Genomic DNA, 14,829 nt, shown 5'->3' with positions numbered 1-14,829 from the left:
TTCGTGGACGTGCAACAATTTGATTTTGATTTGCCGGAGCATTTGATTGCCCAGCACCCTTTAGAAGACCGAACATCATCGAGATTGCTCGTGTTAGAGAAACAAACAGGCAATATCATTCATCAGCAATTTACCAATTTACTCGATCACCTCCAGGCTGGGGATGTACTCGTCATGAATGACAGCCGCGTATTACCTGCCAGATTGATTGGAGAAAAGGCTGAGACTGGTGCGAAAATAGAAATCCTGTTGTTGAAATCACTCGGTGACGATCGCTGGGAGACGCTGGTGAAGCCCGGAAAGCGGATGAAGCCGGGGACAGAAGTGGTTTTTGGCAACGGTCTTTTGCGTTGTGTTTGTGAAGATGTGACAGAGACGGGTGGACGGATCGTTCGCTTTTTGTACGAGGGAATCTTTTATGAGATTCTCGACCAGTTAGGCTCGATGCCTTTGCCTCCGTATATTCACGCGCAACTGGAGGACAGTGAGCGTTACCAGACAGTCTATGCAAAGGAGCGCGGCTCAGCAGCAGCTCCGACAGCCGGACTTCATTTCACGAAGCCGTACTTGGAGCAAATCGCTGCAAAAGGCGTACAGCTGGCTTACGTGACACTGCATGTGGGTCTTGGGACCTTTCGCCCTGTGTCAGCGGATTCCGTGGAAGAGCATGTCATGCACGCGGAGTACTATGAGATTCCCGAGGAAACAGTAGAGCTGGTGAACCTGGCAAAAGCTGAAGGTAGAAGAGTCATCGCTGTCGGGACAACATCATGCCGCACATTGGAGACAGTAGGGCGAGCGAATGGAGGAAAGCTGGTCGCGACCTCCGGTTGGACGGATATATTCATTTATCCGGGCTACACGTTTTCTATCCTGGACGGGCTCCTGACGAATTTCCATTTGCCAAAGTCTACGCTCGTAATGCTAGTGAGTGCCTTGGCTGGGAAAGAGAATGTGATGCGTGCTTATAAAACGGCTGTGGAAGAGGAGTATCGCTTCTTCAGTTTTGGCGATGCGATGCTAATTCTATAAAAATGTGAACAACCCACCTGTATAAGTGTATACTTATTAGTCAGGTGGGTTTACTTCACCCAGAAGTTTTTCTATAATAGGTAAGACTTACATACATAGCTTGAGGAGTGCAAAAGATTTGGCTGTACGCTACGAGTTAATCAAAACATGCAAGCAAACTGGTGCACGTCTCGGTAAGCTACATACCCCTCATGGGACGATTGACACCCCTGTCTTTATGCCTGTCGGTACACAAGCGACAGTAAAGACGATGAGCCCCGAGGAGTTAAAAGCTATTGGCGCGGGCATCATCCTCAGTAATACGTACCATTTGTTTCTTCGTCCAGGGCATGAAATTGTTCGTGAGGCAGGTGGATTGCACGGCTTTATGAATTGGGACCGTGCCATTCTGACTGATTCCGGCGGTTTTCAAGTATTTAGCCTTAGTAACCTCCGCAAAATTACGGAGGAAGGGGTATCCTTCCGTTCCCACCTAAGCGGAGAAAAGCTGTTTATTGGCCCAGAAGAGGCTACACAGATTCAAAACGCGTTGGGTGCCGATATTTTCATGGCATTCGATGAGTGTGCCCCGTACCCTGCGGAGTACGATTACGTAAAAAAATCGATGGAGCGAACAACCCGCTGGGCAGAGCGTTGCCTGAAGGCGCATACTCGTCCAAACGAACAAGCGTTGTTTGGAATCGTTCAGGGTGGAATGTTTAACGATTTGCGCGCACAAAGTGCACGAGATCTCGTTTCCATGGATTTCCCAGGATACGCGATCGGCGGTTTGAGCGTGGGAGAACCGTTTCCTTTGATGTACGAAGTGCTGGAGCATACCGTTCCACTGCTTCCGACAAGCAAAGCCCGCTATTTGATGGGGGTAGGTTCACCAGATGCTCTTATCGATGGAGCGATCCGTGGCATCGACATGTTTGATTGTGTATTGCCGACAAGAATTGCCCGCAATGGGACATGCATGACAAGCCAGGGAAGACTGGTCATCCGCAATGCAAAATACGCGCGCGACTTTACCCCACTTGATCCAAATTGCGATTGCTACACCTGCAAAAATTACACACGTGCTTACATCCGACACCTGGTCAAGTCGGAGGAAACCTTTGGCATTCGATTAACTACTTACCATAACCTGTACTTCTTGGTGAAGTTAATGGAACAAGTGCGTCAGGCGATTGCCGAAGACCGCTTGCAAGATTTCCGCGACCAGTTTTTCGCTCAATATGGATTGGGTGAAGATAGATCTTTTTAATCGAGGGGGATTTTTTTCATGGAAGGCTTGACTCAGTTTTTACCGATTATCATCATGTTTGCGATTTTTTACTTCTTGCTGATTCGTCCGCAACAAAAGAAGGCAAAACAACGCAACGCTATGCTTGGTGCTATTAAAAAAGGCGACAAGATCGTAACAATCGGTGGAGTGCATGGAACGATCCAAGACCTGTCTGATGATACTGTCACGTTGCGTATTGCTCACAACGTAAACGTTACGTTCGATCGTGGTGCGATCAACAGCGTAGTTTCTTCCAGCAACGAACCTGCAAAGAGTGAACCAGTGAAGAGCGAAGAAACAAAAGAAGAATCCAAATAATACATGCGAAAAGCAGGTGGGTAATCCACCTGCTTTTTTCTGTCTTGTTTTAGCGGCGAGGCTTGATGACTTTAGGTTTACCGCCTTTATGCTTGTTGTTGGAATTAGCCGAATTCACGCCGAGAATCCCACCTAACGCAGCCACTCCAAAAGCGCCGAACAAGAACAGGAAGGTCCCCCATTGCATCGGAGCGTCAAAGCCGAGGAAGCCGATCAAGAGAATGAAGAGGAAGTAAGTGAGTCCGGTAAGTCCGCCGTAGTACCAGCCCTTGCCGCCGCAGCGACGTCCAGTGACGTATCCCCCGGTCAAGAGCGCGATGGCATTGATCACATAAGTAAAATAGGGCAACGTGCCTTCCCGTATCGAGGTGAAGCTAAGGAGCAAGGTCGCAAGCAACGCTCCTATTAATACAAGACATGTCGTATACAATAGACCTGTCAGCACAGAGGTGGATGCACTTCGCACGGTATTTACCCCCTCATTGGAAGTGTTTGTACATCTATATGAGAGGCTTGGCTCACGTATTCATCTTCGCGTTGAACATTGATAGGAATTTTCGTATGATGGATGGGGAACGAGACGGGGGTGAGGAAGATTGATCAAAACGTACTTTTATAACCACTCTGAACAGAAGATGTTTCACGACGTTGATCTGGCAACGAAGGATCAATGGCTGAAATCACCAGAGGATCTACTCTGGATCGATCTGTATGATGTGGGAAATAATGAACTGCCCTATATTGCCAAGATATTTGACTTTCACCCGCTGGCAATTGAGGACTGCCTGCACGTCAGTCCACGTGCCAAGGTAGATAAGTACGATGACTACTATTTCTTCGTTTTTCACGCCCTGCGTTACAATGAAGAAAGCGATGACGAGATCACAACGGTAGAACTGAACGTTTTTCTCGGCCCTAACTACATCGTGACGATCCACAAGTCACCGATGAATACAATCGGTCGGATCGCTGCCATGTGTCACCGCAACATTTCTTACTTGAACAGAGGTCCTGACTATTTGCTCTATTCCATTGTAGACGGGATTACCGATGAATACTTTCCCATTATTGATCGGATTAGTGTGCGGATTGACGAGCTGGAGGACGAGATTTATGAACATCAGATGGAGGAAATTACCGAAGAGTTCCTGGCGTTGAAGCGAACGATTATTTTAATCAGGCGTGTGATTATGCCGCAAAAAAGAATTTTCGCAAACGTCAACGGCCGTTACTCCTTCGATATTTCCGAGGAAAACGTTCCGTTCTACACCGACCTAACAGACCACTTGGAGAGGATTTCGGATTCAACCGAAACCTTCCGTGATCTGGTTAACGGTGCGTTGGATACGTACTACACTATCATTAGCGCCAAAACAACGGAGACGATGCGGGTTCTTACGATTATTTCTACGATCATCCTTCCGTTGACATTTATCACCGGACTATTCGGGATGAATACTTTCGCATGGCTGGGTGAAGAAGCAGAGCCGTATATGCTGATCGTGGCACTTGTGATTATGCTAGCCATGACATTTGCCATGCTTCATATTTTCTTCAAGCGAAAGTGGCTGTAATTGGTGCTAATACTTTCCCTGTCCCCTGCTGAACACTAGTATCAAATGTTCTTTGGGGGGCAGCGTAAGTGGATAATCTTACAATGGTGTTACTTCGCACCCTTTTCTCGTATTTTTTCCTCTTGATCTTAGTGCGGTTGATGGGAAAGCGGGAATTGGGAAAGCTGTCCGTTTTTGATGTGGTCATCTCGATCATGCTTGCAGAAATGGCTGCACTGGCGATTGAGGATGTCGATAAGCCTGCTCTTCGGTTTTATTTGCCGATGCTGCTGATTGCCTTATTGGAAGTCGCCTTTGCTTATCTGTCATTAAAGAGCAAGAAATTCCGCGATACCGTGGATGGTTCTGCCGACTTGATTATAGAAAATGGGCAAATCAGGGAGCAGGCGATGCGTCGCAATCGCTTGAACATGGATGATTTGATGGTTCATTTGCGGCAAAAAGACGTAAAAAACATTGCCGATGTTGAATTTGCGTTGTTGGAGCCAACCGGACAGATGAGTGTGTTTTTGAAGGAGCAAAAAGAAAAGATTACGAAGGAAGATTTATCGTTGATGAAGAAGCCACAAGTCGGTCCTGTCTCTTACAAAGGTCTGCCCATCCCACTGATTCTCGATGGAAAGGTGAGGACGGAGGCATTGAACAAGATCGGGCAAAACCAGCTTTGGCTGAAACGAGAAATCCGGAAATACGGTATCAAGGACATTCGAGAGGTTTCTTTTTGCAGCATTGACGAACGTGGAATCATGTATTTGGACAAAAAAGACAAGCCGCTGCAATAAGCGCTAGCGGCGAGGGAAGAACACGGCGAGTTGTTCGCCGATCCACGGAATGCGACGTACGTCCTGTTTGCCCAAGACACGCATGGCGACGAGCAGAACAATGTAAAGCAAGGTGCTGATGAAGGTGCTTACAGTCAATAGCTGTCCAATCGAAACGTCCATAAACCAGTGCTTGGCAATGTAGGAACCGGAGTAGCCCATGACCAGCATGGCGACAGCGATTTTGCCGAATTCCCAAAGGTCGATGGTAAACCCGATTTTTTTGATCAGGCTAGCAAAATGCAATAACGTTCCAAGCGTAATGCCGATATTAAGAGCAATGACAGCGCCGTGAATGCCGAAGGCTGGATGCGCCGTGAAAAAAAACATGGCGACAGTCTTGACGATGGCACTGATCAGCGTATTTCGGAAAACGACCTGGGCATAATCGAGGCCTTGCAAGGCGGCGGCAAGCGGTGCTTGGAAAAACAGGAAGACGGAGAATGGTGCCAGCTCTTTTAGCAGCACGCCAACCTCCTGATACTCACTGCCGTAAAGCAGGACACATAAAGGTTCTGCAAAAATAGTGAGCAAGACGGTACAAGGTGCTCCGATGACGAGTGTAATCCGCATGGCTTGATAAATGCGGCGATGCACGAGTGGAGCATTTTTTTGATAGGCCGCTTCCGCCACGGCAGGAACGAGGGAAACGGACAAGGAATACGTTAAAAAAGTGGGAAAAAGCAACAAAGGAACGGCCATCCCAGCAAACTGTCCGTACAAACCAGTAGCCGTCGAGGTGGTAAAGCCAGCAATGACGAGTGCGTAGGGTACGAGCATAGGCTCTAGCACGTAAGCAATGGAGCCGATGACGCGGCTTAGTGTGACAGGGAGTGCGACATGGATGAGTTGCGACAAGCTCTTTTTGCTAGCTGAAACTGTCATGAGAAGAGGCTTATCCAGAAGCTGAGCTGCTGCTTTTTTGCTGCCTTTGCGATACTGCCAGAGAATGTACAAGAGTCCGGCGGCTTCTCCAAAAATAATGCTGGCGACAGCGCCTGCTGTGGCGTACTCAATGCCTGACGAAAGAAACGACATCGTCATGACAACGACCAATGCCATTCGGACGACCTGCTCTACAAGCTGAGAGACCGCAGTAGGGATCATGTTTTGCTTGCCTTGGAAGTATCCTCGCAGGACAAGAGAAATACCGGAAATCGGGATGATCGGAATGGCTGCGAGCAGGACGATGTGTGCACGAGGGTCTGCAAATAGCATTCCGGCAATCCATTGGGAGAACAAGAGGAGCAGGACACAGATGAAGAGACTGATCCCGCCGGCGACCGACAAGGCTAGTAACAGAAATCGGCGAGTCAGCCGCGGATTATTAGCCGCTTCCGTCTCTGCCACTTGCTTCGCGATGGCAACCGGAAGTCCGAATGTCGTCACAGTAATCAGAAAGTATAAAAGGGGCACAACCATCTGATAAAGCCCCATTCCTTCCGCTCCGATAATGCGCGACAACACGATCCTATGAGCAAAGCCAAACACTTTGGTGATGCCACCAGCAATAATGAGGATGACCGTTCCGTAAAAAAAGGATTGTTTCATGGAAGGCTCCTTTGCAAGGATAAATTCACTCAGTAAAGAATATGGACGTGCCGCTGTCGGCATGACTACTTTGAGGGGGAAATTGGGATGGACCAAGCGCAAAAACAGGAATGGTATGGGCAAGTCGCAACTCTTTGTGTAAGCAAGGCAGAGGAATTTGCTCTCTTGGGGTACGACAATGTGGCAGCTGTAGACGTTTGGGAATGCGTCACGAACAGCTATAAAGAAATGCCACCGATACACCAGCTTGTCAACGACATTTTGTCCTTGAAGCCAAACAAGTATATGAATTACCTCATGATTCAAATGTACAAAAATTCTTAGTGATTTTATAGAAACTTCCTGCCGCCTTCTTCGTATACGAACATGTCGCGAAAAACGCAAGGGGTTGGTTACCATGGTTCGCTTTTCCAGCAATAATTGACACGTTTTTTTGTACTTCGCTATAATGGATATATTGGTTTCTCGTCTAGGACGGGACCCTGTTAGGAAAGAGGGGTATTACTACGATGATAAAATGGGGAAGATTCCTCCTGTTTCTGGTCGTTGTCGGGCTATTGGCTACACTCATGGCAACTACGACCAAGCAGGTGGCAGGAAACATCACACTCGGCCTGGACCTGCAGGGCGGGTTTGAGATTCTGTATGAGGTAGAGCCTCTCGAGGCTGGGCACCAAGTTGATATCGAGCTTTTGAAATCAACAGCACACATGATTGAAAAACGGATTAACATCGGTGGCGTGGCTGAACCAGTCACCACGACGGAATTGCCAAACCGGATTCGTGTTCAAATCGCATCACAATCAGCGGATCAGGACAAGCTTCGCGATTTGATCGGGAAGCCAGCTCATCTGACGTTCCGTGATGAAAATGGCAAGATTATGCTGCAAGGTAGTGACTTGGCTCCAAACGGGGCAGCAGTTGGTTACGACGATCTGAAACGCCCGCTCGTTACCCTGAAATTCTCTGATCCAAAGAAGCTAGAGGATGTCACACGTGCAAACCTTCACAAGCCAATGGCGATCTATTTGGATGAGACGATGCAAACCAGTCCGACCATTCAATCGGTCATTACTGGTGGTAGCGCGCAAATTACTGGAAATTACACACAGGAAACGGCACAGGAATTGGCTGATTTGCTGAATTCGGGTGCGATGCCAGCGAAGCTGGTTGAGAAGCAAGTAACCTCTGTGGGAGCTTCCTTGGGAACTCTGGCTCTGGAGAAAACCTTGTATGCAGGGTATATCGGAGCAGCGTTGATCTTTATTTTCATGGTAGTTGTTTACCGTATGCCAGGTATGATTGCGAACATTACCTTGGCTGGATTTACCTATTTTTGTATGGTCGTACTCGACTGGATGAATGCAACGCTGACGCTGCCAGGTATTGCTGGATTTATTTTGGCCGTGGGGATTGCCGTGGATGCTAACATCATTACATATGAGCGCATCCAAGAAGAAATTCGTTCTGGCAAGACAGTCCTCTCTGCCTTCCGTGCAGGCGAACGCCGTTCCTTGGTTACGATTATCGATGCTCACGTGACGACACTGATTGCAACGGGCGTACTGTTCTTTTTCGGGACGAGCTCCGTTCAAGGCTTCGCTGTTGTATTGGCGATGACGATTATCGTAAGTATCATTACCAACGTGTTTGGGTCTCGCTTCCTCCTCTGGCTGGTTGTCCGTTCCAACATGTTTAAAAAGCCGTTCTGGTTCGGGGTAAAGGAGAGTGAGATCCGTGAGCTATGATAAAGACCATACTGTAATCAGGTTTGACATCGTGAAAAATCGCAGGAAGTTTTTTATCTTTTCCTCTGCGATTATTATCATCGGCCTTCTGTTTACGCTATTTCAAGGGCTTCACCTTGGCGTTGACTTTAAGGCAGGAACTCGCTTGGATATGTTCATTGGAAAACAATTCAATCCGACAGATTTAGAAGCATTGATCAAACAAGAGATTCCGGATGTGAATTTTAGCAAGGTTACTCCGTACGGTACAAATCAGGCCTATACACGGTTTGACCAAACCATTTCATCCGATACACTGATGAAAGTGGAAATGGCTCTCAAAGCAAAATATGGTGAGCAGGTCTCGAAGCAGGTTTCGTCGGTTGATCCGAGTATCGCGCAAGAGATGGTGAAAAAAGCAGGGATTGCGGTTGCGATTGCTGCTGTGGGAATTGCCATCTACATCGCGATCCGCTTCCAATGGCTGTTCGGTATTGCGTGTGTCGTGGGACTTGCGCATGACGTGTTTATTCCGATTGCGTTGTTCTCTATCCTTGGGTTGGAGGTAGACATTACCTTCATCGCCGCGCTTCTGACGATCTTGGGTTACTCGATTAACGATAAAATCGTTATTTTTGACCGGATTCGGGAGAACTTGAGAACGATGAAATCCAAGACAATTCCTGAACTGGAGCATCTGGTTAACGTGTCACTCTGGCAGACCATGCGCCGTTCTGTATACACGGTAGCGACTGTATTCTTCACAGCTCTTGCACTTGCTGTTTTGGGAAGCGAGAGCATTCAGAACTTCTCCCTGGCCCTGCTGTTCGGTCTGGTGAGTGGTACGTATTCCTCTATCTTTATTGCAGCCCAAATATGGGTGAATCTGAAAGAACGGAATATGAAAAAGAAAAAAGAAGTAGTATAACGGTGGACGAAACCGCAGGTGAACCCTGCGGTTTTTTATTTTCTATTTCCGTTTTGGGCGCAGTTTGGAGCCGCATGAGAGTTTTGCATAAAACGGTATGTTTTATGCAGTTGTCAGCTTCCTGCTCCATCCACTATAATGAATGAGGATTGGAGGAAAGCCCATGCTGAAAGCGAAAACACGCTGGAAACTGGCCACCTATGATGAGCAGCTAGCTGCTAGTATTGCCGCAGATTGCCAGCTTACTCCGCTCGTATCCAAGCTATTGGTGATACGTGGCATTGACACATCACAAAAGGCTCGTGATTTTTTGCAAGCCGGTCCAGAATTGTTTCATGACCCTTTCTTGCTGGATGGAATGGAACAAAGCGTGCATCGCATTCAACAAGCCATTCAAAGGCAAGAACCGATTTGCATATACGGCGATTACGACGCCGATGGGGTTAGCTCCACATCGCTAATGGTACATCTATTGCGCCAACTCGGCGCTGTTTTTGACTACTACATTCCCAACCGTTTTACAGAAGGGTATGGGTTACATAAAGACGCATTGGCGCATCTGCATCATAGCGGCTATAAGCTGATCATCACTGTCGATACAGGGATCAGTGCAGTGGAGCAGGTAGCGTACGCGAATCAGTTGGGTCTTGACGTCATTGTAACCGACCATCACGAACCTCCGGCAATCATCCCGGAGGCATTTGCTGTGATTAACCCCAAGAAGCCCGGCTGTTCGTACCCGTTTGATATGTTGGCGGGAGTGGGAGTCGCCTTTAAGTTGGGGCATGCCTTGCTGAAGGAGCCGCCTCTGCATTTGGCTGATTTGGCTGCATTGGGGACGATAGCGGATCTAGTGCCGTTGGTAGATGAAAATCGCATTCTTGCTCGAGCAGGATTAAAGCGCTTAAATCATACACGGAATCTTGGTCTGCAAGCCTTAATCCGAGTTTGTGGCTTGGCCGATACTGAGCTGTCCGCGGGACATGTAGGTTTTGCGCTTGGACCACGTCTGAATGCAAGTGGAAGGCTGGAGACGGCTGAATCCGCTGTGAAATTGCTGACGACTTCGGATATGGACGAAGCAGAGAAATGCGCCCAGGCGCTGGACGACTTAAATCGCGAACGTCAGGAAATCGTAGCAGCGATGACTGAGGAAGCTGTACAGATGGTGCATGAGCTGTATCCGCCAGACCAGAACAATGTCCTCGTCCTGGCTAAAGAAGGCTGGAACGTGGGTGTAGTAGGAATCGTAGCATCCCGATTGGTCGAGCTTTTTTACCGTCCAACGATTGTACTTGGCATCGATCCCGAAAAAGGAACGGCAAAAGGCTCGGCAAGAAGCATTGCAGGTTTTGACATGTATGAAGGTCTGACTGCTTGCAAGGAGTGGTTGCCGCACTATGGCGGTCATACAATGGCAGCGGGAATGACCTTGCCTGTAGAAAATCTCGATTTATTACGGCAAAAACTAAACGAGCTAGCTGGTGAGTGGTTGTCCGCTGAAGACTTCACACCGATGACCAAAGTGGACGTTGCGATGAGCATGGAAGAGATCAGCTTGACCGCAGCGGAGCAACTCGAACAGCTCGCCCCATATGGAATGGGGAATTCAACACCGCTCGTTTTGTTAGAAGAAGTAGAAACACAAGGTATGCGCACCATTGGGCGAGATGACAATCATTTGAAGTGTACGTTGAACAAAGCGGGCACCTCTTTGGATGCAATTGGCTTCAACTGGGCACATGTAACAAAGAGAGTAACGCCGAAGGCACGTTTTCATGTATTGGGTGAATTGTCTGTAAACGAATGGAACGGAAATCGAAAGCCTCAGCTGACGATTCGTGATTTGTCTGTTGGACACCAGCAGGTGTTTGACTGGCGAGGCAGCCGTGACAAGATAGAGAAGTGGCAGCAAGTGATGGCGGAGTCAAATTCAGCGACCATCCTGTTTCGCGAGGAAAGCTATGAGCCATTGGCAGCGAAAGCGACAAGCGATCAGGTGAATTCCTTGCTCGTGGTTGGTCGAGAGGTGACGAACATCACAACCGCTACCAATGTGATTTTGTATGATTTGCCGACGCGTCGTTCCGAATTGGAAATGGTTCGAGTCTTGCTCAAACAAGCGGAGCGCATATACTGTTTGTTTGGTGATCCGGATTTAGGAATGGAGCGGCTTTCCTGTCCGGGCCGCGATCATTTTAAACAGTTGTACCAGTTTTTCGTACATGTGCCAACTGTTAAAAAAATCCACTTGGATGCATTGGCCAAAAAGCTGCAATGGAAAAGAAATCTATTGGACGGCATGATCGCCATCTTTATGGAGCTGGAGTTTTTAGTAGAAGAGGCCGAGCAGTACACGCTCAAGGCCAACTCTGCGAAAAGGCCGCTCGAGAGCTCTGTGCTCTACGCGAATTGGAAGGAAGAGGCACAGCTTGCAACGGATTTATTGCTTTCTTCTTCTGATGCAATGATTCAATCGCTTCATCAATTGGTGGAACCAACCACTGTTTAGGAGGAATTTTTCATGGATTTTAAACAATACATTCGTGTTATCCCGGATTTTCCACAACCAGGTATTCGCTTTAAGGACATCACTACTCTGTTGAAGGATGGTCCTGCTTACAAAGCAGCTATTCAAGACTTGGCTGTTTTCGCTCGTGAAGTACAAGCAGACGTGATTGCGGGTCCAGAAGCACGTGGATTCGTAGTAGGGGCTCCATTGTCTTATGAAATGGGAATTGGCTTTATACCAATCCGCAAGTCTGGCAAACTGCCATATGAATCCATCAAGGCGGATTACGACTTGGAGTATGGAAAAGATGCACTTGCCGTACACGTAGATGCTATCCAACCAGGTCAACGTGTTCTGATTGCAGATGATTTGCTGGCGACAGGTGGAACCATTGAGACAACAATCAATTTGATTGAGCAACTCGGTGGTAAAGTAGTAGGAGCTGCCTTCTTCATCGAACTGTCCTATTTGGATGGACGTAGCAAAATAGGTGAAATTCCTATCAAATCGCTTGTTCAATATTAATTGATACAACAAGGAAAAACGGGTGAAATGCCCGTTTTTTTCTTTTTTCTTTGGCTGTACATACTTTACAGGGGAAATCAGCTTTACAAGACGAACGACATACAAGATAATAGTATGAAATAGACAGACATGATACGTGCAAGTAAGCCTTCGCCTGCGCCAATAGGCTTGGCAAAGCCCAAGTTTTCTAGACGTATAGGAAAGTTCAAGTGCTTCGCAGTGCGAAATGCGTCCAGGCTTAAACTTTCCGGAGCGCATCACGAAGTGCCTCAGCGTCTGCTTCCGGCAATACTTCGGTGAAACTTTCCGCTATAATGCGGTCGCTCCTCCGTGAGAAGGCCTCGAACGAGGTTATTTTACTGAGAGGATAAGGGAAGGGAACTATGATTACCGGCATTGATGAGATAGTAAAAAAAGCAAGCACCTATTTATCACAATCGGATATGGACCTGATTACACGTGCCTATCAGCTTGCCGAAAAAGCGCATGAAGGGCAAATACGCAAATCAGGTGTTCCTTACATTATGCACCCAATCGCCGTAGCAGGTATTCTCGCAAACCTGCACATGGATGCTGTTACAATTGCGGCTGGATTTTTGCATGATGTCGTGGAAGATACCGAGATTACGCTTGATCATCTCCGTGAGCAGTTCGGGCCGGATGTAGCTCTCCTGGTTGATGGAGTGACCAAGCTGGAAAAAATTAAATACAAGTCCAAGGAAGAGCAGCTCGCCGAAAACCACCGCAAGATGCTGGTTGCCATGGCACAGGACATCCGCGTCATCATGATCAAGCTGGCAGACCGTCTGCACAACATGAGGACACTTCGGCACATGTCCGAGGAGAAGCAACGCGAGATTTCTGATGAGACGCTGGAAATCTTTGCACCACTTGCCCATCGCTTGGGGATCGCTTCCGTCAAATGGGAACTAGAAGATACGGCGCTTCGTTATTTGAATCCGCAACAGTATTATCGGATTGTGAATTTGATGCAAAAGAAACGGGTGGAGCGCGAAGCCTACCTGAATGAAGCATCGGATACGATCCGGGAAAAGCTGGGCGAGTTAAACATCGAGGCAGAAATTTCGGGACGTCCGAAGCATATCTACAGCATCTTTAAAAAGATGACGAGGCAAAACAAGCAGTTCAACGAGATTTATGACCTGCTTGCGTTGCGTATCATCGTGAATGACATTCGCGATTGTTATGCAGTTCTCGGTATCGTACACACCCTGTGGAAGCCGATGCCGGGAAGATTCAAAGATTACATTGCGATGCCAAAGACGAACATGTACCAATCTCTGCATACCACAGTAATTGGGCCAAAAGGTGAGCCATTGGAAGTGCAAATCCGCACATGGGATATGCATCAGACAGCAGAGATCGGGATCGCGGCTCACTGGGCGTACAAGGAAGGCAAAAGCATCGTGCAAGGCTCTTTTGCAGAGAAGCTGGGCAGCTTGCGGGAGATTATCGAAGGTGGATCGGAAGAAGCTCCGAACGCACAAGAGTTCATGGAGAGTCTCAAGCAGGATCTGTTCTCCGATACGGTTTTCGTCTTCACGCCAAAAGGCGATGTAGTCGAGCTGCCAAAAGGCTCTGTACCGCTGGACTTCTCCTACCGGATTCACTCTGCCGTAGGAAACAGAACGATTGGTGCCAAGGTAAACGGCAAGATCGTACCGCTGGACTATGCAATGAAAACAGGCGATATCGTCGAAATCTTGACTTCCAAGCATTCTTACGGTCCTAGTCAGGACTGGCTAAAGATGGCCAAATCCGCGCATGCTCGCAATAAAATTAAACAGTGGTTTAAAAAAGAGAAGCGGGAAGAGAACGTCGCCAAAGGTCAGCAGATGGTGGAAGCAGAGATCAAGTCGCGCAGCTTTGATGTAAAAGAAGCGATGACGGAAGCGAACTTGAAGGAAGCGGCAGCCCGGTTTAATTTCCAAGGGGCAGAAGACATGTTTGCCGCAGTCGGCTATGGCGGCATTACGGCTTCGCAAATTACGACTCGTCTCCTAGACAAACTCCGTCGAGAGCGCGAAGAGCAAAACCCGACGATTCCGGAGGTTAAACCGAATCCTGCAAATCGTTCTGCGAAAAGTGAGTCCGGCGTCAAGGTCCGTGGCTTGGATAATTTGCTCGTTCGTATTTCTCGGTGCTGTACACCTGTCCCTGGCGACCAGATTATCGGTTTCATTACAAGAGGCCGCGGGGTATCGGTGCATCGACTGGATTGTCCAAACGTGCTGACTGACGAATGTACAGAGCGCCTGATTGATGTCGAATGGGATACCGATTTCAAACATAATTTCCAGGTAGAGATCGAGATCACGGGCAATGATCGAAGCGGACTGTTAAACGATGTATTGCAGGTTGTCGCTGAGACGAAGACGAACATTGCGGCTGTCAGTGGCAAGTCCGATAAAAATCGAGTGGCAACGATTCATATGACCATCTCGATTAGCAATGTGGATCATCTGTTGAAAGTAGTAGAGCGCATCAAGCGCATCAAAGATATTTATTCGGTTCGCCGGATATTGAGCACCTAATCCCTCGTGGGTTGGG

The 14,829-nt window shown here is 48.0% G+C and carries 13 protein-coding genes; 11 read left to right on the top strand and 2 right to left on the bottom strand.

Translation table 11 applies throughout. The features are described 5' to 3' along the window. Positions 1–3: 3 nt before the first annotated feature. The 3 genes from queA to yajC all read left to right on the top strand — a co-directional run bounded on the left by queA (position 4) and on the right by yajC (position 2,620). Entirely contained in the window at positions 4–1,032 is a 1,029-nt protein-coding gene (gene queA / locus ACFYU8_RS10560; RefSeq protein ID WP_390297938.1) for a tRNA preQ1(34) S-adenosylmethionine ribosyltransferase-isomerase QueA, read from the top strand. 118 nt (positions 1,033–1,150) lie between these two features. Then, the gene (gene tgt / locus ACFYU8_RS10555; RefSeq protein WP_390297935.1) at positions 1,151–2,281 is read left to right on the top strand and encodes a tRNA guanosine(34) transglycosylase Tgt; all 1,131 of its coding nucleotides are present in this window, start codon (positions 1,151–1,153) and stop codon (positions 2,279–2,281) included. Between the two features lie 18 nt (positions 2,282–2,299). Next, positions 2,300–2,620 (top strand): preprotein translocase subunit YajC, encoded by a 321-nt coding sequence (yajC, locus tag ACFYU8_RS10550; RefSeq protein ID WP_390297932.1) that lies wholly within the window; start codon positions 2,300–2,302, stop codon positions 2,618–2,620. 49 nt (positions 2,621–2,669) lie between these two features. Here yajC and ACFYU8_RS10545 read toward each other — a convergent pair whose 3' ends face one another. After that, positions 2,670–3,086 (bottom strand): TIGR04086 family membrane protein, encoded by a 417-nt coding sequence (locus ACFYU8_RS10545; protein ID WP_390297929.1) that lies wholly within the window; start codon positions 3,084–3,086, stop codon positions 2,670–2,672. Positions 3,087–3,216: 130 nt separating this feature from the next. Here ACFYU8_RS10545 and corA point away from each other — a divergent pair, with 130 nt between their 5' ends. Continuing rightward, entirely contained in the window at positions 3,217–4,194 is a 978-nt protein-coding gene (corA, locus tag ACFYU8_RS10540; RefSeq protein WP_390297926.1) for a magnesium/cobalt transporter CorA, read from the top strand. Between the two features lie 68 nt (positions 4,195–4,262). Further along, positions 4,263–4,976, top strand: a complete 714-nt coding sequence (locus tag ACFYU8_RS10535) for a DUF421 domain-containing protein (protein WP_390297923.1) — start codon at positions 4,263–4,265, stop codon at positions 4,974–4,976. Between the two features lie 3 nt (positions 4,977–4,979). Here ACFYU8_RS10535 and spoVB read toward each other — a convergent pair whose 3' ends face one another. Continuing rightward, on the bottom strand, positions 4,980–6,566 hold the full coding sequence (spoVB, locus tag ACFYU8_RS10530; RefSeq protein ID WP_390297920.1) for a stage V sporulation protein B: 1,587 nt from the start codon (positions 6,564–6,566) through the stop codon (positions 4,980–4,982). Between the two features lie 87 nt (positions 6,567–6,653). Here spoVB and ACFYU8_RS10525 point away from each other — a divergent pair, with 87 nt between their 5' ends. The 6 genes from ACFYU8_RS10525 (at position 6,654) to ACFYU8_RS10500 (ending at position 14,813) form a co-directional block, all read left to right on the top strand. Then, entirely contained in the window at positions 6,654–6,890 is a 237-nt protein-coding gene (locus ACFYU8_RS10525) for a post-transcriptional regulator (RefSeq protein ID WP_390297917.1), read from the top strand. A 185-nt stretch (positions 6,891–7,075) separates the two neighbouring features. Then, positions 7,076–8,314, top strand: a complete 1,239-nt coding sequence (gene secD / locus ACFYU8_RS10520; RefSeq protein ID WP_390297914.1) for a protein translocase subunit SecD — start codon at positions 7,076–7,078, stop codon at positions 8,312–8,314. Further along, positions 8,304–9,221: a protein translocase subunit SecF gene (gene secF / locus ACFYU8_RS10515; protein ID WP_390297911.1), complete on the top strand. Its 918-nt coding sequence runs from the start codon at positions 8,304–8,306 to the stop codon at positions 9,219–9,221. Before secD ends, secF begins: the two co-directional genes overlap by 11 nt. Positions 9,222–9,384: 163 nt before the next feature. Continuing rightward, positions 9,385–11,733, top strand: coding sequence for a single-stranded-DNA-specific exonuclease RecJ (recJ, locus tag ACFYU8_RS10510; protein ID WP_390297908.1), 2,349 nt, complete (start codon positions 9,385–9,387; stop codon positions 11,731–11,733). 12 nt (positions 11,734–11,745) lie between these two features. After that, positions 11,746–12,258 carry an adenine phosphoribosyltransferase gene (locus ACFYU8_RS10505; protein ID WP_137029842.1) on the top strand — a complete coding sequence of 171 codons (513 nt, stop codon included), beginning with the start codon at positions 11,746–11,748 and terminating at the stop codon, positions 12,256–12,258. A 383-nt stretch (positions 12,259–12,641) separates the two neighbouring features. Then, positions 12,642–14,813 (top strand): RelA/SpoT family protein, encoded by a 2,172-nt coding sequence (locus ACFYU8_RS10500; RefSeq protein ID WP_390297905.1) that lies wholly within the window; start codon positions 12,642–12,644, stop codon positions 14,811–14,813. Positions 14,814–14,829: the final 16 nt, after the last annotated feature.

It is taken from the genome of Brevibacillus sp. NPDC003359 (assembly GCF_042878995.1).
Classification (GTDB): Bacteria; Bacillota; Bacilli; order Brevibacillales; family Brevibacillaceae; genus Brevibacillus.
The sequence above is the reverse complement of the archived record's forward strand: the minus strand, read 5'-3'. Positions and strand labels throughout refer to the sequence as shown.

Excerpts from the sequence above, each read along its gene's own strand:
- spoVB (WP_390297920.1), bottom strand. The coding sequence starts at position 6,566 with ATGAAACAATCCTTTTTTTACGGAACGGTCATCCTCATTATTGCTGGT.
- ACFYU8_RS10505 (WP_137029842.1), top strand. The coding sequence starts at position 11,746 with ATGGATTTTAAACAATACATTCGTGTTATCCCGGATTTTCCACAACCA.
- yajC (WP_390297932.1), top strand. The coding sequence starts at position 2,300 with ATGGAAGGCTTGACTCAGTTTTTACCGATTATCATCATGTTTGCGATT.
- recJ (WP_390297908.1), top strand. The coding sequence starts at position 9,385 with ATGCTGAAAGCGAAAACACGCTGGAAACTGGCCACCTATGATGAGCAG.
- ACFYU8_RS10525 (WP_390297917.1), top strand. The coding sequence starts at position 6,654 with ATGGACCAAGCGCAAAAACAGGAATGGTATGGGCAAGTCGCAACTCTT.
- secD (WP_390297914.1), top strand. The coding sequence starts at position 7,076 with ATGATAAAATGGGGAAGATTCCTCCTGTTTCTGGTCGTTGTCGGGCTA.
- ACFYU8_RS10500 (WP_390297905.1), top strand. The coding sequence starts at position 12,642 with ATGATTACCGGCATTGATGAGATAGTAAAAAAAGCAAGCACCTATTTA.